Here is a 21,454-nt window from a genome sequence, read left to right on the forward strand (position 1 = left end):
CTTTTGTAAAAATATGTTTTGTTTTTCCGGAAAATAGTATATAGTTATTTTGAAATCGTGCAATTGTTAATTAATAATTGCATTTTAATTAACAAACGTTAGAAAATAACATTTTTTTCGTTCGTTTTGTAATTATACCACTTGAAAATGAGTGCATATTACGTTTAAAGGGAGGGGTATTATAATGGCTTTACAGTTAGATCCACATTATTCACCTTATACATCACAACGAAATGTAGTATATGCCAAGAATGGAATGGTCGCTACGTCTCAGCCTTTAGCTGCACAAGCAGGGTTAGATATTTTGAAAAAAGGCGGAAATGCGATTGATGCAGCCATTGCAACAGCTGCTTGTTTGACAGTAGTAGAGCCTACCTCAAACGGAATTGGGGGGGACGCTTTTGCGCTTGTTTGGACTAAAGGACAATTACACGGACTAAATGCAAGCGGTCCAGCACCTATGAATATCTCCATCGAGAAGGTAAAAGAAGATGGACACGAAAGTATGCCAAAGTACGGCTGGCTGCCGGTAACTGTACCAGGTGCTCCGGCAGCTTGGGTAGAATTATCAAAACGTTTTGGCCGACTACCGCTACTAGAAGTTATGAAGCCAGCAATTGAATATGCCGCAAACGGATTTCCTGTTTCACCTACGCTAGGTCGCTTTTGGAAAAAGGCATTTGAACAATACAAACTGGAATGTACAGGAGCAGAGTTCGAAGCTTGGTTTGAGACATTTGCTCCTAAGGAACGAGCACCTGAAGTCGGAGAAATATGGTCGTCTCTTGACCACGCTGACACACTAGAAGAAATCGCAAGAACAAACGGAGAAAGCTTTTACAAAGGGGCACTTGCAGAAAAAATTGCAGCAGCTTCTGCGACTTATGGGGGCTATTTAACAAAAGATGATTTAGGAAACTTTAAACCAGAGTGGGTTGATCCCATTAAGGTAAACTATCGCGGTTATGATGTTTGGGAAATCCCACCAAATGGACAAGGTATCGTAGCTCTTATGGCACTAAACATACTAAAAGGATTTGATTTTACAGCAAAAGAAGAAACAAACACATACCACAAACAAATCGAAGCAATGAAACTTGCTTATACTTGCGGCAAGCAATACATTACAGACCCTAAGCATATGGGTGTAACTGCAGAAGAGCTATTAAGTACTTCGTATGGCCAGCAGCGTCAAGCACAGATTGGAAGTGAAGCATGCATGCCAGCTCCAGGTGTACCGCCACGTGGAGGAACAGTATACCTTGCAACAGCAGACGGAGAGGGCAACATGGTATCGTTTATCCAAAGTAATTACATGGGCTTCGGTTCTGCGGTTGTAGTACCAGGAACAGGAATTGCCTTACAAAACCGAGGACATGATTTCAGCCTTGATCCTACTCATTATAATTGCCTTAAGGGCGGTAAGAAAACGTACCATACGATTATTCCAGGATTTTTAACGAAGGATAATCAACCTGTGGGGCCATTCGGTGTAATGGGGGGATATATGCAGCCGCAAGGGCATGTTCAAGTTATTATGAATACAATAGATTTTCACCTACATCCTCAAGCAGCTTTAGATGCACCAAGATGGCAGTGGAAGAACGAAAAAACAGTAGAAATAGAAAAAACATTCCCATCCCACATTGCAGAAGAATTAGTACGAAAAGGACATGATATTAAAGTGGCGGTAGACTCAGGTTCGTTTGGACGAGGTCAAATTATATGGCGAAATCCTGAAACAGGTGTACTAATTGGTGGCACAGAATCAAGGACAGATGGGGCAATTGCCAGTTGGTAATCCACAGTAAAGGTGCTTCTTGGAGTGATGGCATTTCAATCATTCTATGAATCTTATTTTCAAATAGGAACAGGACACATTCTATTCTTAGGAATAGGCAGTTATTTATTAATGAAAAAAGTGAAAGTACACCCTGGATTAGTAGTATTTGCTTCACTCATATACGGTGCAATCAATTTGTAGTGTAAACACTAGGTAGAGTCTCTATTTAGAGGCTCTACAGATTACACAATAGGGTGTGTTCATAAACCCAACTACTTAATTAACAGATAAGCATTACACTTTATATTTTGAATTTTCAAAAATTAAAGCGCTTTCTTCCCTATATTGATCTTAATTAAAATTAATAGAGTTTAGATGCTTCCTTTACTAAGTTGATTCATGTATTGAACCTATATCATTTTATTATCAAAAAAGGATGTGTTTTCTGTTATGAAATTAAAATGGGTTGTTCTAGCTTTTTTGTCCGTTCTTTACTTGATTAACTTTACGGATAAGGCGATTATAGGGTACGCAGCTATTCCTATTATGGAAGATTTGGATCTTAACTATAGTCAATGGGGTATAGTTGGAAGCAGCTTCTTTTGGTTCTTTTCAATTATGTCTATAGTTGGAGCTGCATTGTCAGATCGAATTGGAACGGGTAAAATGCTCGCTTTCATGGCTATTGGTTTGACAATAGTGCAGTTTGGAGCATTGACAATTTACGGATTACCAATGCTAATTTTGTGTCGTGTCCTGCTAGGTGCTATTGAAGGACCGTTTCATGCAACTGCTATTAGCCATATAAGCAAACATTTCGCTCCTGAACAGCGAGGGCTTGCGATTTCCATTATGAATACAGGTAGCATGATTGCTAAATTTATGGTTCCTCTTCTCATTTACATGATTGGAATTTATGGTTGGCGAATGGTATTGGTTTTTTTAGGAGTATTAAGTATGGTTTGGGCAGTGCTGTGGCTAATGACTTTGAAAGGGGAAAATGAGAGAAATATAGTGAAAAGTGAATCTACCTTAGTTTCCGAGAAAGTAAAATGGTCAGAGATATATCCACTTTTTCTATCTTCTACTTTTATCTTTACTTGCCTTGCTCTTTTCATGGCTTACTGGATTCTTACATGGTCGTTTATATGGATGCCGACCTACCTTGTTAAAATTATCCATTTAACACAAACTCAGATGGGCTATGCTGTAATGTTCATAGGCCTTGGTTCTGCTCTTGGTGGTATACTTATCTCATTTATATCAGATCGGTTACTTAAAAAAACAAAAAATCTTCGACAATCCCGTGTGCTTGTTGCTGGACCATCTCTAATATTAGCAGCTGTATGTTTTTATTCTACAACAGTTGTCCAAAGTACAATTGGAGCAATTATTGCCTTATTTTTGGGAATGGCGTTTGTAAATGGTATGTTTCCACTTGCACCCCAGATTGTGAATCACTTACTTCCTGAACGAAGAGGATTAATGTCAGGTGTTTTGCTAGGGATTGCAAACTTGTCAGGAATTATTGGTCCAGCTGTAATTGGTTTTGTTGTCCAATCTGCAGGAGATAACATTAGGGTCGGTTTTAATTACTCTGTTCTATTGACTGCCACTTTATTATTAATTGCCAGTCTTATTTTCTGCATTTTTACTAAACCTGATAATCATACGAAAAAATCATCGTTATCTTCTAAGGTTATAAATTTATAGAAAATTAACAGATAGGAAAACTAACCACCGACCTCTCCGTATACCGTGTGTACCATCCGGTATAACGCTGGTTCAATTAAGTTAAATTCAGAATTGAAAAAGCCGAAGCACTGAATAAAAAAGAGCATGGTTTGCAAATGAAATTAGTAAGTGAATTAGAACGTTAAAAGCCTACATCCCGATTTTAAGGATGTAGGCTTTTATTGAATTAATATTAGTTCTTTATTTTAAATGTATTTGTACATTATAATTCTAACACAACTACACAATTGTATAATTACACAAATTCATATTTTTTTCTTCTTTATATTATAGATAGTCATTCTTGTTCCACCTGTTTTTTCACTTATATTTTTCACTTGTTGCTTTGAAGTAAAGTTTGATCAATAACACCTCATAAGCCGGCATTTTACGATAAATAAAATGAATCCATTTTGAAAAAAGATTGATCAAAATGGATTCTTATCCAGCAGATTTAAGTTTCGGTTTTATAAAAAAGTTTAATTATTTTCTATCTGTCTGCTCTACAATCGTGCCATATTTGTTGAAAACATTGCAAAGCAAGCCCCTTAGAATGTTGATTCTTTACTCCCACCAATGCTTCTTTTCACTGAATCCAACGTCCCATAGTTTAGCGTTCCCGGAAACGATAATCGTAATTTCGTTTACCTTATCAAAAAATGGTATCTCTAAAGATTCTGCCCCTTTATTATTGTACTGAGCTCTTACGTTTCCATCTGCCAGTACAGTAACTTCTCCCTTGAAATTACCCTTGTCTGGAATGCCATAATAAGAATAGAACGTCACATCTTTCTTGTTCCCCAAGATGTAAGTGTATGATTTGCTTTTATCCCCTTCACTGTTATACACGTTCATTTTAGGTTCTATTTTCTTGCCTGCTACGGTGAAACTTGGAAGATTTTCAGTCATAGGCATGGTTCCATTCATTTCTTTCACATCGTGTAATGCTTGAATCGGGCTTTCTCTTGTCGCTACAACATAATTGATAGTTTCCGAGACCACGATTACCCCAACTAGAAGAACACCAATAGATAGAGCCGAAGCAATAAGCTTTTTATAAGAAATTTTTGAAGAAAATCCTACTCTATAGGCGATAAAACCTATCGTTGCACCTAATGTATTGGATATAACATCATCTACATCAAAGCTGCCAAGATAAGTTAAAGCCTGCAGCGATTCCAGAACGAGAATCGTCAAGACAAACAAGGATATGAACTTCCCAAAACTGGAACGATACAACAAAGGAATTACTACTCCAAAAGGGATAAAAGCAGCAATGTTTCCAAATTGGTATAACCATGAAAAAGTTGGTTTTGGAAATCGAAGAGGAACGTTTTCCGGAACAAGCATAAATACATATTCATAATCGCCGGTTGCATGATCTAATCTATTAAAAGCAAAGAACATAAAATATAAAATTAAAATTGTATATAAAATGGTTCCTACAATGATAAATTTCCGTAATTTCGCTTCCATAATCTCTCCTTAATTTCGACATATCATTTACAATAAATCTTATCCTACTAAAATATCAGTTCAAAAAAAACGGGAATATGATAATTCCTGTTCGTTTTTTGTAAACGGTTAAACTTTGTTCAAAACGGTACGACTTTCTTATAAACAATACATCTTTATTTCAAACCAACAATAATTGGTAAGAGGTTATTTTTGATTTATTCATGAAATATATATTTGAGAAAAATAAAATTAAAGGCTATGCAAACATTCAACCTAATAAAGAAGGATGAATGTTTGCTTACTATAAACAATATCTTCACTTAGTATACAACTTTTTTGTCTAGTACATAACTTTATTGTAAAGTATACAATTTTTTGTAACTTAACAGGATCTTTAATCAAACAGTATTTTAAATAATCGAACTTTGTTTTAAATGATCAATCTTTTTTATAAAACTACATCACTGACTCATTTTCATTGAGCAAACGGATTATTTCATTGGAACTACCAGGATAATTATTTTAATAGTCTGAAAACTTTTGGTATAATAGAAAAAAGGTCAAGGAGTTGATTTCCTATGGAAAAGAATTTGGCTAATACACCACCACAACCTGAAATAAACGTCAAGGATTCTGAATTTGCTGAAATGGTGATAAACAAAGCCCTTCTTAACTTCCGAAAAGAGCAAATCCGAAAAGAGATTGACCAGTCATTACAGGATAAAAACAAAGAAGAATTCCTACGATTAACAGAGGAATTGAAAAACATTTCTTAAAATGTTGTTATAAAATGAACTTAACATATTTGTAACTTTAAGAAGTACGCCAAAACGCCAATCCCATATCTATAAGGGATTGGCGTTTATTTGATTTTTATCGATTAAGCACGATATTATAAATAAGTTATTATTTGTTCCAAAACTCGTCCCTTTCTGAACACACTGCTGTTCAATCTGAAAAGGACGTTTTTTATTGCCTTTTTCGTAACAAAACTCTGTTCATAATTCTACGTTCAATAACCTATTGGATTTTATCTTATGTTACAATGAGTTTAGAGAAAAATAAGGAAAGAGTGATTTTGGTGTTAATTGGCTACGCACGTGTATCAACAGGATTACAAAATTTAGATTTGCAAATGGATGCGCTAACGAAATATGGTTGTGGTAAAATTTACCACGATAAGATGAGTGGTACAAAGAAGCAGCGTCCAGGATTGGCAGAAGCATTAGAGTATGCACGTGAAGGGGATACAATTGTGGTTTGGCGACTGGATCGACTTGGTCGCAATATGCAGGACCTGATTCACATTGTGAATAGTTTGAATGAACGTGGTGTCGGCTTTCATAGTCTACAAGAAAACCTAACAATGGATAAAAGTAATGCGACTGGCCAATTGATGTTCCACTTGTTCGCAGCGTTTGCGGAATTTGAGCGTAACTTAATAGAAGAACGTTCAGCTGCTGGTCGTGCAGCAGCAAGGGCGCGTGGTCGTCTTGGTGGTCGCCCAGAGAAGTTTGGGGAAAAAGATATTGAAATGATGAAATCACTTATCGAAAGTGGTACACCGATAAAAGATGTTGCAGAAAAATGGGGCGTGTCTCGCACGACTATTTATCGCTATTTGGGAAAACCTCTAAAATAAAACGTAAAGAACTGTTACCAGATCACAAGCTTGGATAGGTGCTTTTAATGTTTAGAATAGGCTTATTCGCAAAATATCACTTAAAACAGGTGGAATTTACAGATTAAAGTGACACAAAACTAACTCTTCCTTTCAATCTACTTATCTACTTCATTTATTATACAACTTGAATTTTACAAAATAATCCACTTGAAATAGCATTTTTAATTGCCTACTATGAGTGTACTCAAAATTTACAGGATACTTTCAAATTTGTGTTATTGTAATATTGTGTTATAAAATCACTAAATGATTCTAGTGTGGATTTTGAATTAAGATTGATAAAAATCCTGTTGGATATGAAACAGGATTTTTACTTGTTCAACTAACGGGGCAGCATTCCTGTAATGAATGAAACTGAGATTTTAGCACAAAAAGACCTCTTGATATGATTAAAGTGTCCCAAAGCTCGCCAGCGAAAAGGACAACTTCATCATAATCAGGAGGCCTATCATGAATTATAACCAAAACAAGAAAATCGCTCAAATTATTTCTGAAACACTTACCAATTCGGCTTAGCCGGTTTTGGGTTTCTTCTATTAAAGTCCTATCTGCAATTCCTTCCATATACGTGATAACAACCTTTGTTTTGGTGTAACGACCTATCTCAATTGATTGCATTTTTAGTTCGGGACTTCTTATTTTTCTTCGAAGTAAGGAAGTGTTTACCCGTAAGGTTTCCACAAATGCTTCACGTGGTCCCCTGACAACCATTTCAGCTGAGGGTTCCTCAACTGAACGTTTCTCCCATTTTGAGAGGCCTAACGAAAACCCCGTTTTTCTCTTATCTACCAGTATCACTGGATTTCCCGAGGAGATTTCCTGTATACACTCAGAAAATGTTTTGATTTCTTTCACATTGGAAACAGATATTTTCTTTTCGATCAGACTATTAACGTTGTAGAATTCCTCCTCAGTGTTCTGCATAAGTGGAGAAAGTACGTTGTCATCTATTTCTTCAATGTTTGACAAACCTTCAATGTAAAGTAGAATGGATTTATCTTTTCCACCTATGAAAAAAGGACGAAAGATAACATCAGAGCAATCTTTATATATAGAGCGGAACTTGTTTTCGTTATTAGTCAAGTTATCAAATAGCGGATCTGGTTCTTGCTTGAATTGTCCCACTGTTGGAGTTATTTTCGCCATTTTAGATTTCAACAATTTCCGCCACAAATGCTTCATCATGGTCATCCTTTCCCATCCCAATAAAAAACACCATTTATTATAGTTTTGTTTTATGTGTGTATATTTGGTGAAAAAAGAAGTAATCCGCTAAAGAAAGTCGATATCTATTTTAGTAAGAACAAGAAAAACAGAATTTATAACAATGGTGAAAGTAGACGAGCACCTTTTTCGAGAATGCACTCTGTAAGGGATCGTTGTAGTAAATCTTCCTGATGCAGCGGGACAGAATCAATAAGATCGCGCTCGAATTGCTGTGTGAGTTCCTTAGCTACATCAGCACTATACAAGACTTCACACACCTCATAATTAAGACGAAAACTTCTCATATCGTAGTTTGCTGCTCCTACTTCTGCGATCTCCTCATCTATGATCATCAGCTTCGCATGTAACATTCCTTTGTCGTACTGGTAAATTTGGACTCCTGCTTCTATAAGTTCCCCGTAATAGGTACGGCTTGCAAAGCCCACAATTTTTTGATCAATATGACGAGGAACCAGCAATCTTACGCGTACACCACGAGCCACAGCTGTCTTTAATGCCATGATAATATCTGTATTTGGTACAAAGTAGGGTGTCGTTATATCAATCGTCTTGGTCGCCTGTGATATGCATATAAAGTAAGCCTGCCGAATGACCGGAGTAGGAACTCCAGGATTTCCTTCCAACGTATGAATGTACGCTTTTGGCAATGTCCCTGATTTGTTTACCTCTTTTTCCTCTACGATGCTCAATTCAGATCCCCATTCGGCTGACCATCTGGAAAGATCTATGCTGCCAGTTCGATCGACTTCCTTTGATTTATGTTTTGGAAATTTAGTGGGTTTTTTCGTTATCTTAGATTTTGTTTTCGACTTTATCTGTTCCGGCAAAGCGATATTCCAATGAACGTCGAAAATCGTCTGCAAATCTTCTTTTGCTTCCCCTATGATTTGCAAATGAGTATCCCGCCAGTAACCTATCTCAGGCTTTAATCCTGTATATTCATACCCCACGTTGATACCACCGGTAAAAGCTTCCTTTCCATCGATTGTGACAATCTTAGAATGATCCCGATAATTCCAATTGGACAGAATCCAGGGAAAGCGTAAGGGGAATATTGTCCGGCATTCAATCCCTGCATCCATCATCCGAAGGATCTCATTACGCGGAAATTTTTTGCTTCCCCAACCATCTCTCACAAAACGAACCCGAACTCCGTTTTCTGCTTTATCAATTAGCAGTTCTGTGATTCGATTCCCAATTTGGTCATTCCGGTAGATGTAATATTCCAGATCAATGGTTTTTTGGGCTGTTTGTAGGGATTTGATTAGTTGTTCATACTTTGCTATTCCATTGTTAAGTACTTGGACTTGGCCGACTCGAAGCCCATGCACGGTGAAATGCCGTAAAGCATCAGCGATTATCGAGGCAGAATCACCATATGTATCAGGTAATTTGTCAAACTCATTATGAGAAGAGGTTAATCTTTTCCGATGAATACGCTTGGGATTTGTTGTGCTGAGATATAGCAAGAAACCAAGGATAGGCAATATAAGGCCGATTGTTATCCAATTTAAAGCCTTGGCAGGCCTACGAACTTCCCAAATTGCTATGAATAACATAAAGAACGTATTTAACAGGTATAGATAAAAAATCCACTCCAACTGAAAACCCTCCCTTGTTTTTCTCTTAACATGTACAAACTGTTTAGCGAGTATACGCTTTGAATACGAAGGAATTGTTTAGATAAACATTTAGGATTCACCTTGGGGAACGATAATTATCAGCTAGAAGAGCGAAAAAACTAAGAATTCTGGAATGGTAAACGCCACGAAACATATAAGGGCTATATAGGGAATAAAATGAATGGACTATTATGAAGGAAAGTGGGGCATTGCACGTGAAAATCCATGTGGTGAATAGGGGGGATTCTTTATGGAGGATTTCCCAACAATATAGTGTCATCACCAACCGAATTGTTAGGATCAAGGGCCTTGAAAATCCCTATAAGTTAGTTATTGGCCTAGCGCTTTTGATTCCTGAACCTTATCTTCAGTACAGGGTACAACAAGGGGATACTCTCGAAAAAATCGCGAATCAGTTTGGAACAACCGTACAGGAAATCATGCAAACGAATCGCATAACAAATCCTTCTACGATCTATCCAGGGCAAAGACTTACCATTCCGGTCATTTATTATACAGTAAGGGAACGAGATACCCTTTATGACATAGCAAGACGTTATGGAACGACAGTTCAAGCCATTATGAAGACGAATCGAATTACAGACCCTTCTAGTATTTATCCCAGACAGATAGTAAAGATTCCCCCAGAAATAGGAATCAAATTTGAAAAAGCCGACCAATAAAGGTCGGCTTTTTTCATATTATTTCTGTCAGAAGCCGCCGTAACCGCCGCCGCCGTAACCGCCGCCGCCGTAACCGCCGCCGCCGTAACCGCCGCCGCCGTATCCGCCGCCGCCACCAACAAAGCTAGCTCCAACAATGATTAAGAGTATAAACAAAACGACTATAAAGGCGAAACCTCCACCAAATCCAAAACCATCGTCACACCTTGATTCACAACCTGACATACAGAAACCTCTCCTTATTTGTTTTTAAGGAGGAAATTAATTAAATGGGTTATATCACCTTATGCTCTAATTAGGAAAATGACACAATAGTCTCCATCTCTGTTCATAGGATAAAATGTTGGAGGTACCTCTTATTGAGATAACGGGTGCGTTAGTTGAAGAAGACATACAAAGGACCAAATTTAGGTCCTTTTTCTTTTGTTTAACTATCAATATTAATTTTTAAATGAGCCTAAATAAAAAAGCCACTCTCTATATGAGAAGGGCTTTTTTCCGGAGTACTTAGGGATACTCATTAATATTTTTATCCATTCAATTACTTTATATTCTTCCTTATTGAATTGGCGCTATTAGTGATTATGTTGTTTTCTTCTTCAACTAAAGGACAGGATAATTGTATAAGATTAAAAACACAAAAGGGGTAAATATGCTTTTTCATATTATTGTTGGTTTTATACTTCCTTGGGTACTAGGGGTTTATTTGTTTAGAAATCAGACAAGGCTTTTCATTACTTTTTATCCGATTGGTGTGGCTGTAGCCTCTTTAATAAACGAGATTGGATTTAACTATTTTTGGAAGTTGGATAAAAATTTTCGAGAATTATCGTTACCCTCAATTCCCTATGATCTAGGTATTTATCCTATACTGAGCTGTTTATTTATTTGTAGTATTCATTATAAAAAAATGTCTACTCTAATTACTTTTTTAGTCTTTACCTTAGGTACAAGTTTTTTGGAACTTTTAATTGTATTACTAGGTAAATTAGAATACCGGGATGAATGGAATATATATTGGTCTGCGGTCAGTTATCTGATGGCTTATTTAATAATTTATGGTTATTACAAATTAGTCCGTAAATTTATTTTATTCAAATAAAAGGTGCGTTAGTTAGTTCTAGCTGTATAAGTGCTTTCACCGGGAATGTATTCCTTAATTCATAGACTACTTGTGCTTTGTCTTGTTTGGTGATTTTTCCTTGTTTTGAACTAAGGCATTCAACTTTTTTAAATAGGCATTCTCCATACGTAAACGTTCATTCTCCGCCTGTAAAGCCTCTATTGATCCTTCATCGGGTACTTGAGTATTTGATGTCTTATTATTTCTATTTTTCATGGATGGATGCCCCTTTTTCTTTGATTGTAGGGCATCAAATCCTTCTGATTCATAAGCAACTTTCCATTTTCGAAGCGTTTCATAAGATGGAATATTAAAAATCGCCGCTGTTTCCCTGATAGACGTCCCGTGTTCGTTCATATAATTGAGTACATCTAGTTTAAACTGTGCGGGGTAGGCTGTATAGCGTTTTTCAAAAGCATCATCACCAAAAAGTGCAAATTGTTTAATCCACTGATGGAGTAAACTCGGATGAACACCAATAGATTTAGCAATTGTTTGTCCTCCCTCATTACCATCTATATATTGTCTTACTGCCTGTATTTTTTCTTCTGAAGAAAATCTCGCCATAAAAAACTGCACCTCCAATTGTTAGTTGTGTCTAACAATTGGGGTGCAGTTCAACGTTAAGGAATCGACTTTTTTAATTTTTTCTTATAGAACTAACGCACCCGTTAGTTTAAGTACATTTCTTCACAAAATAAAAAAGGTTGCTTCAGCAACCTCCCTTATTGATGTAAAGCACGCGTTAGCTTAACGATCAATTTAATGATATGAATTATTTACCTTGTTCCTTTTTCCAAGCGAAAACCCAGCAGCTAATAAAGATACTGTCGCTAAACCAACTCCAATAATCATAGAATAGTCGAAATAATTTTTAAGTGCCATACCACTAGAAATAGCTACAATAAACAAAAGTAAAAAGAAAACCGTATAATTCTTTTTCATAATTCCTCACCACCCTTTATCAATATTACCAAAAAAAGCAAATGAATTGTAGAACTAACCTGCCCCTTTAGTTCATTAAGCAAAAAGGCCACCAAATGGCAGCCCCGGTTCTCAACTAACGCACCTGTTAGTTCATTAAGGATGCTTTTTCACTTTAATTTTGAATGTATGATAATGTATAAAAAGGCCCTCAAATTGGGGGCTTTTCATTTAATTTATTTTCTTTTTATAAATATAATTCAATATTAGGAACATTAATTACTTCTAGAACTGCGCATTGCTCTCCGGCGGTCGTGCAGTACCATCAGGATAATTATTCCCATCATCACTCCCAAGACGCTACCTAACTCGGTGGTTAGTACATATGCAAGTGGGTACTCTAGAGCAGGTTGTGCATCTGGGCGAGTGGCGGACAAGCGGTTAAAGAGGTTATAAGAGAACAGCATTCCCGACGAGATCCATGCTGCTGCCATAGGAGGGAAGAACCTCTTCGACCCGCGGCGGGTGGTCAGTACCAACAAACCCCACGCCCCCGCGAAGGCCCACACACCGGTACTCAACGACAATAGGTGCCACCATAAATCGCGGTTATCCAACATAGCTGGGTTGATGCCAATAGTTCCACCAATCGCCCAGAATAGCTTAATAAATCCAAGCAGGATACAGCCAACCGCGACAAGCCTAGCCAAGGTGATATGCAGTTTCTGGCTGTTGCCCGGGAGTAATTCAATGTCGATTGGATCAGTAAATGCCTCAGGCCAACGCGCTTTAGCGTATCCAGCTAAGGCGAAAGGTAGGCAGATGCCGACTCCAACCAGTGAGACCATTACGAAAATCTGCTCATATACCCAAACGTTGGCAGCTCCTGCCTGCTGATCGCGTATCATAGCAGCAGGACCAAGCACAGGTGCCAGCAACAGCATAGGAATAAGTAAACCAGTACCTACCCAGACGGGCAAGGCAACCAACCAGGCGGGCAGTCGCTCACCCCATGTCATGCTAAACGCCAATGCTAACAGGATACCAACTGCAGCTAGAACCATTGTTACTGCGTTTGCAGTGCGCCAACTTGGGTCGCCCATTTGTTCGGTCGGCATGAAGAGACCGAAAGTCCAGGCGATTTTGATTAACAGATAAGGCATTACCGCTATAGCGGCACCATAACCCCAAAATCTACGTTTCTTCATCAAATGTGAAATTGGCTGCTTTTTCATTAATGTCATGAGGTCACCTCGGCCGCCAGACCAGTGAGTTCGTAAATCTCTACCTCTACAATGAACAGAGCGCTTCCAATTAAACTCTCATTTTTATTTCTATTTATAACTATAAATAAACACCCCTTAAGAATTATAATTTAAACTGTTTTAGTTTTAATGAATCATAGGACTATTCACGAAGATAATCATTTCCCCCATTACTCTCACCATCAATACCCTAAAAACTGCTCTGTTCGCTTTGATTTTAACATAATATTCCAATTTAAAATCCCTTATTCTAAAAAATTGACACAAGAAGATCGTCTTCATTGACGACCTTCTTGTGTCAATTCTTCTTGAACTATCCTGCCCCTTTCGTATTATAAAGGTCAGCCAGTTATTTCTGGTTGAACAATTTTTATATCGATATATGATAACGGTAGCCGGGGTAGAACGTTCCTGCCCGTGGGGCTTGGACCCCGTCAACTAAACAGTTCGCCCCCTACTTGCTTAAACATGATTTGGCTGGTTGGGACCAAGATCTCGTATAACAAGCGAAGCTATGATACTGCAAGAAGGATTAGGGGTTACCGGCAATATTATGTTTTTGGAGGAGATAAAAAATGAATCCAGTGGTTGGTCTGGATGTAGCGAAAGGTGAAAGTCAGGTTCAAGCGTTCTTGGATAAAAAGAAGCCTTATAAAAGAAGTTTTAAAGTAGCACATACCATTGAAGGACTAGAGAGCTTACACCAATATCTTAGAGAGATAGAAAACGTAACAGGAATTCGACCTCCGGTCGTTTTAGAGTCTACTGGGCATTATCATACGCCCGTTGTACAGTATTTTGAGGAGAGAGGTTACTTATTAATTATCGTTAACCCACTCATTTCTTATCGTGCGAAGAGCTCTAGTTTAAGGAAAGTAAAGACAGATTTAATCGATGCACGTCACCTCTGCGAGCTGTACTATAAAGAGGATTTAGAGCCTTATAAAAAACGAGGGATGCAACTCTTAAATCTTCGTAATCTTTCAAGACAACATGCAAATATAACAGGTATCTATGTACAAACAAAACTACAGTTTCAGGCTGTTCTTGATCAAGTATTTCCTGAATATAGAGGGGTTTTTGGAGATTTGTATTCGGTTGTTTCTTTGCTTACTCTATTAGAATTCCCTACTTCTGAAGACATATCAGTAGTCGATGAAGAAACTGTAGCAAATAGGATTAATGAACTTTGTCCAAGTCGTTCTAGAAAGTGGGCGATTACACAGGCAGAGAAACTTATGGCTGCCTCAGCTCGAAATCCTTTTCAGAGAACTTTATATCAGAGTCACATTTTAAGCCTAGAGATGTATATAAAAATGCTTCTAGAATACCAAAAGCACCTATCCAAATTTGAAGAAGAGATAAATGCTTTGGCAAAAGAAATTGAAGAATATAAGATTATCCAATCCATCCCTGGTATCGGTGAAAAAATCGCTACAACGATTATTTCTGAAATTGGAGAGATTGATCGGTTTAATCACCCTAAAAAACTAGTGGCATTTGCCGGAATTGATCCAAGTATCTTTGAATCAGGTAAATTTAAAGGCTCAGTAAATCGAATTACCAAAAGAGGTTCTGGTAGACTACGACATGCCTTATATATGGCAGTTCGTTGTGCCATTCGTGATTGTCGCAAGAAGAAAACGACAGATGAAATCATCCCTCGGAACAAGAGATTACGAGAGTTCTATGATAAGAAAAGTGAAGAAGGAAAGCCCTTTAAAGTAGCTGTGATAGCATGTGCCAATAAGCTTCTACAATGGATTTTTGCACTATTACAAAATAACTCAACTTTCCAAGATATAGCTTAGTTCAAAAATATAACTATATAATGAAAAACCTCCCAAAAATATAAATTAGGTAGGTTATTTGGCATGCATATTTTTAGTATAGCATGAAATATTTTAAGTTTTTATTGAAAAATGTTGACAAACTATTAGCTGGTTTAGTTCATTAAGCGTAGTGTGTTCGAACTGTGACGTAATAAATTAATAAGTAATTTTTATGAATATAGAGTTTAGAAGCACTGTATTATGAGATTCACTAATCTTTCATTTATTGGTAAAGTAAGAAAGAGGTGATTTACTTTTGAAAAAGCTTCCCAGATATACACAAAGTTTTATCTTCACTCTATTTTTTCTTATTTTGGCTTTAGTTTCTTTTAGAGTTTTTCAAAATTCTAAAGCTTTCCCAATCCTTTTTGGTACTTATTCCCTTTTCAACTTAGCTCGTGGTTTATATTATTTAAGGCAAAGACAGAGCGTTAGCTGAAGATCAGAGCTGTCATTATGGCTGCTTTTTCTTTGTGCAACTAAAGGGGCAGTTTAGTTCAAGAAGGTATTATTTTAGTGTATAGTTATTCCAATGAAGAATGAGTACAAAATCAATCAGTATTATTTAGTAATTACTGCTAGGTGTAAAAAATGGGAGTGACTCTATATTAAAAATAATCCAATGTTACTTCTTTTTTCATTTCTATTTATTTTCATTTTTGGATTTTGGTTAAGAAAAAGGATTCTTTCATTCGATTTTAAAAATAAAAGTAAATTGTTCTTATTATTGGATAACTTTGAGTTGATAGGTGGAGTTCTTATTGGTGTAGGATTACTATTTATTGTGATTTTTCTCTAAGATTTTCACAAACGGGTGCATTAGCTTAAGATCGGGGCTGTCTTTAAGGCGGCTTTTTCTTATGGCACTAACGGGGCAGGATAGTTTAACAATCAATTTGGTTAAAGGAGGTTTTTAATTGTTAAAGTTTTTGCAAATAATTTTATCCATAACAGTCACTGCACTTGCAGGACATGGATTGATTACTGGGGATTTTAAGTTTCAACCATATATGATGTTGTTTTTAGGTTTAACGATGTTGGTAATGGGATTAAGAGAATTTCAAAAGGGACAAAAAGGTTACGGCTGGCTAAGTATAGTTGTATTTATATTTAGTTTATTTGTATCAATCCAATGTTTCTTAATGAACTAACGGGTGCTTTAGTTCAATAACAGGGGTTGCTGAGGCAGCCTTTTTCTTATGGCACTAAAGGGGCAGTTTAGTTGAATATGAAGGAGTAGAAAGTTACTTTAAACAGATATACAAAAGTGAAACTATAAATTCCATAACTATATTGAATGTTGCTATGAGCGGAAATGAACATATCAAATCTCGCTTTGGAAAGGTTATAATGATAACTTTTGAAACTTTTATAATTGAATTAACGTAAATATAGTAATTATTTATTGTAGGGAAGGGATTATTATTTTAATTTATTATTTTTTATTTGGTTTAGGTGTGTTTTTAGTTATATTCACAGTGATATTTTTTATTCATATGTATATAGAGAGAGAAATTGAGTTTTGGCAGACTATTAAAATGCTGGGCGGTTTTCTAGTGGGACTCCTGCTTTTATGGATGACCATTCCAAGTCTAAAAGATGTAATAACGAAAGACTTTGATGTTGTTATTGGAAAATGTACGATAGAAATATCTTCATCTGGTCGTTCTTCTGATTCGACTTTCAATATGTTTAATACAGACGAACAATTTAGTTTCATGGAGATTCCTGACCTTGATGCTTATGGCAAATCAATTCCTTATTACTGTGAGATTACGGTGACCAAAGACCGTATGTGGGAAATGGATTATAAAATTTACGATTTAAAGACAGGAAAGCTTATGGATTCACACACAGGTGAGTAGCTTACTTTGAAAAAAATAATAAGAATAATTATACATACGCAGCTGAGAAACCAATCCCAAATCAAAGTTTGTTGATACAACAAAACACTTAAAACGTTGTCATATCAATGTTTTAAGTGTTTTTCTTTATTCTATTCCTATACAGCTTTTTATCACAATCGTTTGAACCTAGATATAACAAGGCTTTCAACGATGTTCAAAAAAACTGCACTGGCACACGTTCTGCAAAAAAAATTGCATACGCAACTCTTTTTTCTTATTGAACTAACGGGGCAGTTTAGTTGAACAAGAATTGTATAAACCACCACTTTTTTATACAGCTGCCAGGCTTCTTCAGAAGCTAAAAACGTGATACATCAAAGATGTATAAAATCATGCATAGACGTATAAAACGGACAAGTTAAAACCCCTTGGCGTCCAAGGGGTTTTTAGTTTGGGTACTTCCTAAAATCCTAGCGAAAAGGCACGGCAGGAGCCAACATATGATGAGGATAAGGATCATAATGAGGATGATAGTGGGGATGGTGGGGATGATAGTACCCCATTCCATAAGATGGGTATCCGTATCCCAAATGGGTTCCATAGTAAGGATATGGCATATATCCTGTTCCATAATGATGAGGCATACAGACTCTCATGTCTGGATTCATGTTTTCACCTACTTTTTTGTGGGAGAATGTCTAGCCTATTTCATACTATGGACTATATCTAGGAAAGAGCTTATCTTTATTAAAATTAGGTGATTAGGTGATTAGCTACTAATCAACAGCAGGGAGCAATCCCTAAACTAAGGGATTGTCTCCATTTTCAAACCCCAGTTAGCAATATAATTTTCTTCTTCAGCTAAAGGGTGCGTTAGTTTATTAAGAAAAAGTAAAAAAAGTCGATTCCTTAACGTAGAGGAGATCGACTTTTTAGGTTGGAATTCTCTTAGTGTATAAAATAGCATTGTTGCTACCGTTCGTAAAAGTAGACTTTTACGAACGGTTATTTTTTATGCAAAATCATCTTGTTTTAACGTTCATTAAAGTTATAAATCATTTTACGAACGTTCGTGTATTTATATACACTTTTACGAACGTTTTTGGTAGAATAAGAGAAAAGCAGAAGATGGAGAAAAAAATGGATATTCGTAAATTTGGATACATTCGAGTTAGCAGCAAAGATCAAAATGAAGGACGACAATTTCAGGCAATGAAAGAAAAGGGGCTTGATGAACGAGATATCTTTATGGATAAACAGAGTGGGAAAAATTTTGAACGAGAACAATATCAACTATTAAAACGGATGATCCGAAAAGGGGATGTCCTATATATTCATTCACTCGATCGTTTTGGACGAAACAAGGAAGAAATTCTAAAAGAATGGAATGACATCACGAAAAATATCCAGGCAGATATCGTTGTGATGGATATGCCTTTGTTGGATACAACTCAATTTAAGGATAGTTTAGGGACTTTCATTGCAGATCTAGTTTTACAAATCCTTTCTTGGATGGCAGAAGAGGAACGGGACCGTATTCGAAAACGGCAGCGTGAAGGAATTGATGTGGCTTTGCAAAACGGTGTGCCTTTCGGCCGACCGAAAGCACAAGTAACGGAAGAGTTTAAAGAAGTCTATGATTTTTGGAAAGCAGGAGAGATGACAGCCGTTAAAGCTATGGCGGAATTAGGCGTTAAAAAGACGACTTTTTATAAGTTGGTTAAGGAATATGAGAGAGACCTTCAAATTATCAATATATAATAGAAGAAACTCGTTAAAGGCGGTTCTGATGCAAATATGATTTGATAGAAAAAAAGGACTCTTATCCACCGTAATGACGCGAGGTTTAGAAACATGTAAAGACCGCAAAGCTTTCTTGAAGAAGTGCTTTGCAGTCTTTTTGTCTCTTGTTTTACTGAAATGAAAATCAATCGTGTTTCCTTCGGAATCCCCTGCACGTACAGATACAACCATTGACCTTTTACTTTGATATAGGTTTCATCGACTCTCCAGGAGTCATTTGTTGGCTTAAGATGACGTCGTACTCATACTCTTTCATCTAATTCCGGTCCATATTGATGAACCCCAACGCATAATCGGTGTGTGAGCCATCGATAAGCGTTCTTCCATCATCTCCACTAAATTACGAAAGCTCAAGTTGTACCTCATACCATTTCACTGTTAATAAAATCATGTCAGACTGATAATGTTTCCATTTGAATTAATATTTTTCCCCATACTGATCACGCACCTTTTTTAGAGTAATAGTATCAGTGTGTTCATGATTTAGAGATTAATTGCAATTATCTTGGAGTTTTTACACAAGAAACCAATTTTCGGTGTTTTCATGCACTTAAAACAAAATCACAAAATATTTTTAATTTTTAATTTTATAATTGACGCAACTATAATAAAACGTTATCATTATTTTACTTATTAGTTTGTTTAATAAACAAACTAATATTCAAAAGTGATTCACTCGCTTTAATTTTTTTACATTAACATATGAATTACTACAAATTTATTATCTACTTACATTTTTTAAGTCAATAATGTAAGCGTTTAAAGTTTTTTAATTGTAATTATCAGAATCGTATTGTAAGCGTTTTTATTATCAAAATCTTTGCAACCAGAATAGAAGAGAAAGCAGGGAATATCCATGTCTAGAAAAGATAGAAAAGTTACATTACGTACTAGTATCGGTTTTGGATTAACAGACATAATGGGTGGTGGGGCTTTTACCATTATTGGAGCTTGGCTACTATTTTTCTTTACAACGTTTGCTGGTTTATCACCGGTACAAGCCGCTTCTATCATTGCCATTGCTCGCATTGTCGATGCAGTTATCGCTTTGTTTGTTGGAAGTATATCAGATAATTTCTTTAAGTATAAGTTAGGTAGAATGTTCGGTAGACGTCGCTTTTTCCTATTAATCGGTTCACCATTAATGCTTACTTATGTTTTATTATGGGTATCAGGAATGAACTACTGGTACTATCTTTTCACTTATTTACTATTCGAAATAATTGCAGCGATGGTATTAATCCCTTGGGAAACACTACCTTCTGAAATGACAAAAGATTTTAAAGAAAGAACTAAAATGTCAACATCAAGAATGTTTCTTTCTGGTACAGGTACGTTTTTAGCTACTTTTGTTCCAGGGCAATTAATTGCTTATTTTGGAGATAACAATGCCAACGCTTACTTAATTAACGGTGCCTTCTTTGCTATACTATTTGCAATCTGTATATTTATTTCGTATAAATCATCATGGGAAAATAAGTTTTCACCTGAGGAAGAAAAAGTAATCCTCGAAAAAGCAAATGAGACTAAAGGATTTGGTGAAACATTAAAAGCCATTGGTTCTGTGCTTAAGGAATTTGCTACAACTTTTAAAATCAAGAGTTTCCGAAAACATTTAGGAATTTATCTTTTCTCATTTACTGGGAAAGATGTATTTAATACAGTATTCATATATTTCTGTATATTTGCATTAGGTACATCTTCTACACTTGGTGCTAATTTACTTTCATTAAGCATCATTGGTATACCGGTGACAATCTTAGCAGGATTTTTGATTGTTAAAGTGGGACCTGCAAATTTATTTAAAGTAGCTTATTCTATAATGATCTTATGTTTAATTGGATTTTATGTTATTTATTTAACTCAACCAAGTTCAATGATCGTTTTGTTATTTATAATTGCTGGGATTTATCAAGTTGGTAGAAGTATATTGGAATTCACTCCGTGGAATGTTTTCCCATTTATTCCGGATATCGATGAAATCGTAACAAGACAAAGACGTGAAGGTCTCTTTGCTGCAGTTATGACATTTGCTAGAAAATCTTCTGTAGCAATTGCTACTATGGCTGTTGGTCTTCTATTAGAATATGGTGGTTTTGTCGAAGGATCAGCAACACAAACACCTGAAGCAATTCATACTATCGTATATACGTTAGTGATTGGGACTTCACTGTTGCTAGTAATTTCAATGTGCATAGCTTTCACTTTCAAATTAAATAAAAAAACACATGAAATCTTAGTAGATGAAATTGATCGTTTAAAAAATAATGGTTCTAAAGCAGACGTTAATCCAAAAACGAAAGAAGTTGTTGAAAGTCTGACTGGTTATGCTTATGAAAATGTATGGCCTGAGGATCCAACCGAAAAGGAGAACGCTTCTTAACTTGTTAACTATTAAAAATCGAGTAGGAGGGGGCGACTAACCCCCTCCTACTCGATTTTATGTTAGGATTAATAATATTTCGAACA

The 21,454-nt window shown here is 36.2% G+C and carries 18 protein-coding genes and 3 pseudogenes; 12 read left to right on the forward strand and 9 right to left on the reverse strand.

Annotation, left to right across the window (positions count from 1 at the left end; translation table 11 throughout):
• The first annotated feature begins 184 nt into the window (after positions 1 to 184).
• From ggt to RE409_RS29995, 3 genes are all read left to right on the forward strand, one after another.
• Complete coding sequence (gene ggt, locus RE409_RS29985; protein WP_201225693.1) at positions 185 to 1,801, forward strand: gamma-glutamyltransferase; 1,617 nt, start codon at positions 185 to 187, stop codon at positions 1,799 to 1,801.
• A 24-nt stretch (positions 1,802 to 1,825) separates the two neighbouring features.
• A complete protein-coding gene (locus RE409_RS29990; protein ID WP_201225691.1) occupies positions 1,826 to 1,984 on the forward strand; it encodes a hypothetical protein in 159 nt (52 codons plus the stop codon).
• A gap of 249 nt (positions 1,985 to 2,233) precedes the next feature.
• A complete protein-coding gene (locus RE409_RS29995; protein ID WP_201184510.1) occupies positions 2,234 to 3,496 on the forward strand; it encodes an MFS transporter in 1,263 nt (420 codons plus the stop codon).
• Between the two features lie 585 nt (positions 3,497 to 4,081).
• Here RE409_RS29995 and RE409_RS30000 read toward each other — a convergent pair.
• Positions 4,082 to 4,993, reverse strand: coding sequence for a VanZ family protein (locus tag RE409_RS30000; protein ID WP_201225689.1), 912 nt, complete (start codon positions 4,991 to 4,993; stop codon positions 4,082 to 4,084).
• A 560-nt stretch (positions 4,994 to 5,553) separates the two neighbouring features.
• On the opposite strand from RE409_RS30000, the gene RE409_RS30005 reads away from it, so the two are divergent.
• Together RE409_RS30005 and RE409_RS30010 are read left to right on the forward strand one after the other, a co-directional pair.
• Positions 5,554 to 5,751, forward strand: coding sequence for an IDEAL domain-containing protein (locus RE409_RS30005; protein WP_056527760.1), 198 nt, complete (start codon positions 5,554 to 5,556; stop codon positions 5,749 to 5,751).
• 305 nt (positions 5,752 to 6,056) lie between these two features.
• Positions 6,057 to 6,617 (forward strand): recombinase family protein, encoded by a 561-nt coding sequence (locus RE409_RS30010; protein WP_201225687.1) that lies wholly within the window; start codon positions 6,057 to 6,059, stop codon positions 6,615 to 6,617.
• 360 nt (positions 6,618 to 6,977) lie between these two features.
• Here the strand turns inward: RE409_RS30010 and RE409_RS30015 are convergent, their stop codons facing one another.
• Positions 6,978 to 7,841, reverse strand: a complete 864-nt coding sequence (locus tag RE409_RS30015; protein ID WP_309559643.1) for a spore germination protein — start codon at positions 7,839 to 7,841, stop codon at positions 6,978 to 6,980.
• Between the two features lie 137 nt (positions 7,842 to 7,978).
• Positions 7,979 to 9,487 (reverse strand): phospholipase D-like domain-containing protein, encoded by a 1,509-nt coding sequence (locus RE409_RS30020; RefSeq protein WP_201225675.1) that lies wholly within the window; start codon positions 9,485 to 9,487, stop codon positions 7,979 to 7,981.
• Between the two features lie 212 nt (positions 9,488 to 9,699).
• On the opposite strand from RE409_RS30020, the gene RE409_RS30025 reads away from it, so the two are divergent.
• Complete coding sequence (locus RE409_RS30025; RefSeq protein WP_207198917.1) at positions 9,700 to 10,191, forward strand: LysM peptidoglycan-binding domain-containing protein; 492 nt, start codon at positions 9,700 to 9,702, stop codon at positions 10,189 to 10,191.
• A gap of 111 nt (positions 10,192 to 10,302) precedes the next feature.
• Here the strand turns inward: RE409_RS30025 and RE409_RS30860 are convergent.
• Positions 10,303 to 10,416, reverse strand: a pseudogene (locus RE409_RS30860) (YjcZ family sporulation protein); the annotation flags it as partial.
• A 394-nt stretch (positions 10,417 to 10,810) separates the two neighbouring features.
• Between RE409_RS30860 and RE409_RS30035 the strand changes: the two are divergent.
• Entirely contained in the window at positions 10,811 to 11,293 is a 483-nt protein-coding gene (locus tag RE409_RS30035) for a CBO0543 family protein (RefSeq protein WP_207198916.1), read from the forward strand.
• Between the two features lie 19 nt (positions 11,294 to 11,312).
• Here the strand turns inward: RE409_RS30035 and RE409_RS30040 are convergent.
• The 3 genes and pseudogenes from RE409_RS30040 to RE409_RS30050 form a co-directional block, all read right to left on the reverse strand.
• Positions 11,313 to 11,881, reverse strand: a pseudogene (locus RE409_RS30040) (transposase); the annotation flags it as partial.
• A 195-nt stretch (positions 11,882 to 12,076) separates the two neighbouring features.
• Positions 12,077 to 12,259 (reverse strand): hypothetical protein, encoded by a 183-nt coding sequence (locus tag RE409_RS30045; protein ID WP_201225668.1) that lies wholly within the window; start codon positions 12,257 to 12,259, stop codon positions 12,077 to 12,079.
• A gap of 254 nt (positions 12,260 to 12,513) precedes the next feature.
• Positions 12,514 to 13,482 (reverse strand): hypothetical protein, encoded by a 969-nt coding sequence (locus RE409_RS30050; protein WP_201225667.1) that lies wholly within the window; start codon positions 13,480 to 13,482, stop codon positions 12,514 to 12,516.
• Between the two features lie 596 nt (positions 13,483 to 14,078).
• Between RE409_RS30050 and RE409_RS30055 the strand changes: the two genes are divergently transcribed.
• The 3 genes from RE409_RS30055 (at position 14,079) to RE409_RS30065 (ending at position 17,200) form a co-directional block, all read left to right on the forward strand.
• Complete coding sequence (locus tag RE409_RS30055; RefSeq protein WP_309559645.1) at positions 14,079 to 15,314, forward strand: IS110 family RNA-guided transposase; 1,236 nt, start codon at positions 14,079 to 14,081, stop codon at positions 15,312 to 15,314.
• 938 nt (positions 15,315 to 16,252) lie between these two features.
• Positions 16,253 to 16,486: a YczI family protein gene (locus RE409_RS30060; protein ID WP_201225665.1), complete on the forward strand. Its 234-nt coding sequence runs from the start codon at positions 16,253 to 16,255 to the stop codon at positions 16,484 to 16,486.
• A 345-nt stretch (positions 16,487 to 16,831) separates the two neighbouring features.
• Positions 16,832 to 17,200 carry a hypothetical protein gene (locus RE409_RS30065; RefSeq protein WP_201225664.1) on the forward strand — a complete coding sequence of 123 codons (369 nt, stop codon included), beginning with the start codon at positions 16,832 to 16,834 and terminating at the stop codon, positions 17,198 to 17,200.
• A gap of 452 nt (positions 17,201 to 17,652) precedes the next feature.
• Here RE409_RS30065 and RE409_RS30070 read toward each other — a convergent pair whose 3' ends face one another.
• Positions 17,653 to 17,850 (reverse strand): hypothetical protein, encoded by a 198-nt coding sequence (locus RE409_RS30070; RefSeq protein WP_201225663.1) that lies wholly within the window; start codon positions 17,848 to 17,850, stop codon positions 17,653 to 17,655.
• 472 nt (positions 17,851 to 18,322) lie between these two features.
• Between RE409_RS30070 and RE409_RS30075 the strand changes: the two genes are divergently transcribed.
• On the forward strand, positions 18,323 to 18,943 hold the full coding sequence (locus RE409_RS30075) for a recombinase family protein (RefSeq protein ID WP_201184477.1): 621 nt from the start codon (positions 18,323 to 18,325) through the stop codon (positions 18,941 to 18,943).
• Here the strand turns inward: RE409_RS30075 and RE409_RS30865 are convergent.
• Positions 18,869 to 19,140, reverse strand: a pseudogene (locus tag RE409_RS30865) (hypothetical protein). The gene RE409_RS30075 and the pseudogene RE409_RS30865 sit on opposite strands and share 75 nt — an antisense overlap.
• A 701-nt stretch (positions 19,141 to 19,841) precedes the next feature.
• Between RE409_RS30865 and RE409_RS30085 the strand changes: the two are divergent.
• Positions 19,842 to 21,368 (forward strand): MFS transporter, encoded by a 1,527-nt coding sequence (locus RE409_RS30085; protein WP_201225662.1) that lies wholly within the window; start codon positions 19,842 to 19,844, stop codon positions 21,366 to 21,368.
• The last annotated feature ends 86 nt before the right edge of the window (positions 21,369 to 21,454 follow it).

Origin of the sequence: Peribacillus sp. R9-11, from assembly GCF_031345095.1 — a bacterium.
GTDB classification, from domain to species: domain Bacteria; phylum Bacillota; class Bacilli; order Bacillales; family DSM-1321; genus Peribacillus; species Peribacillus butanolivorans.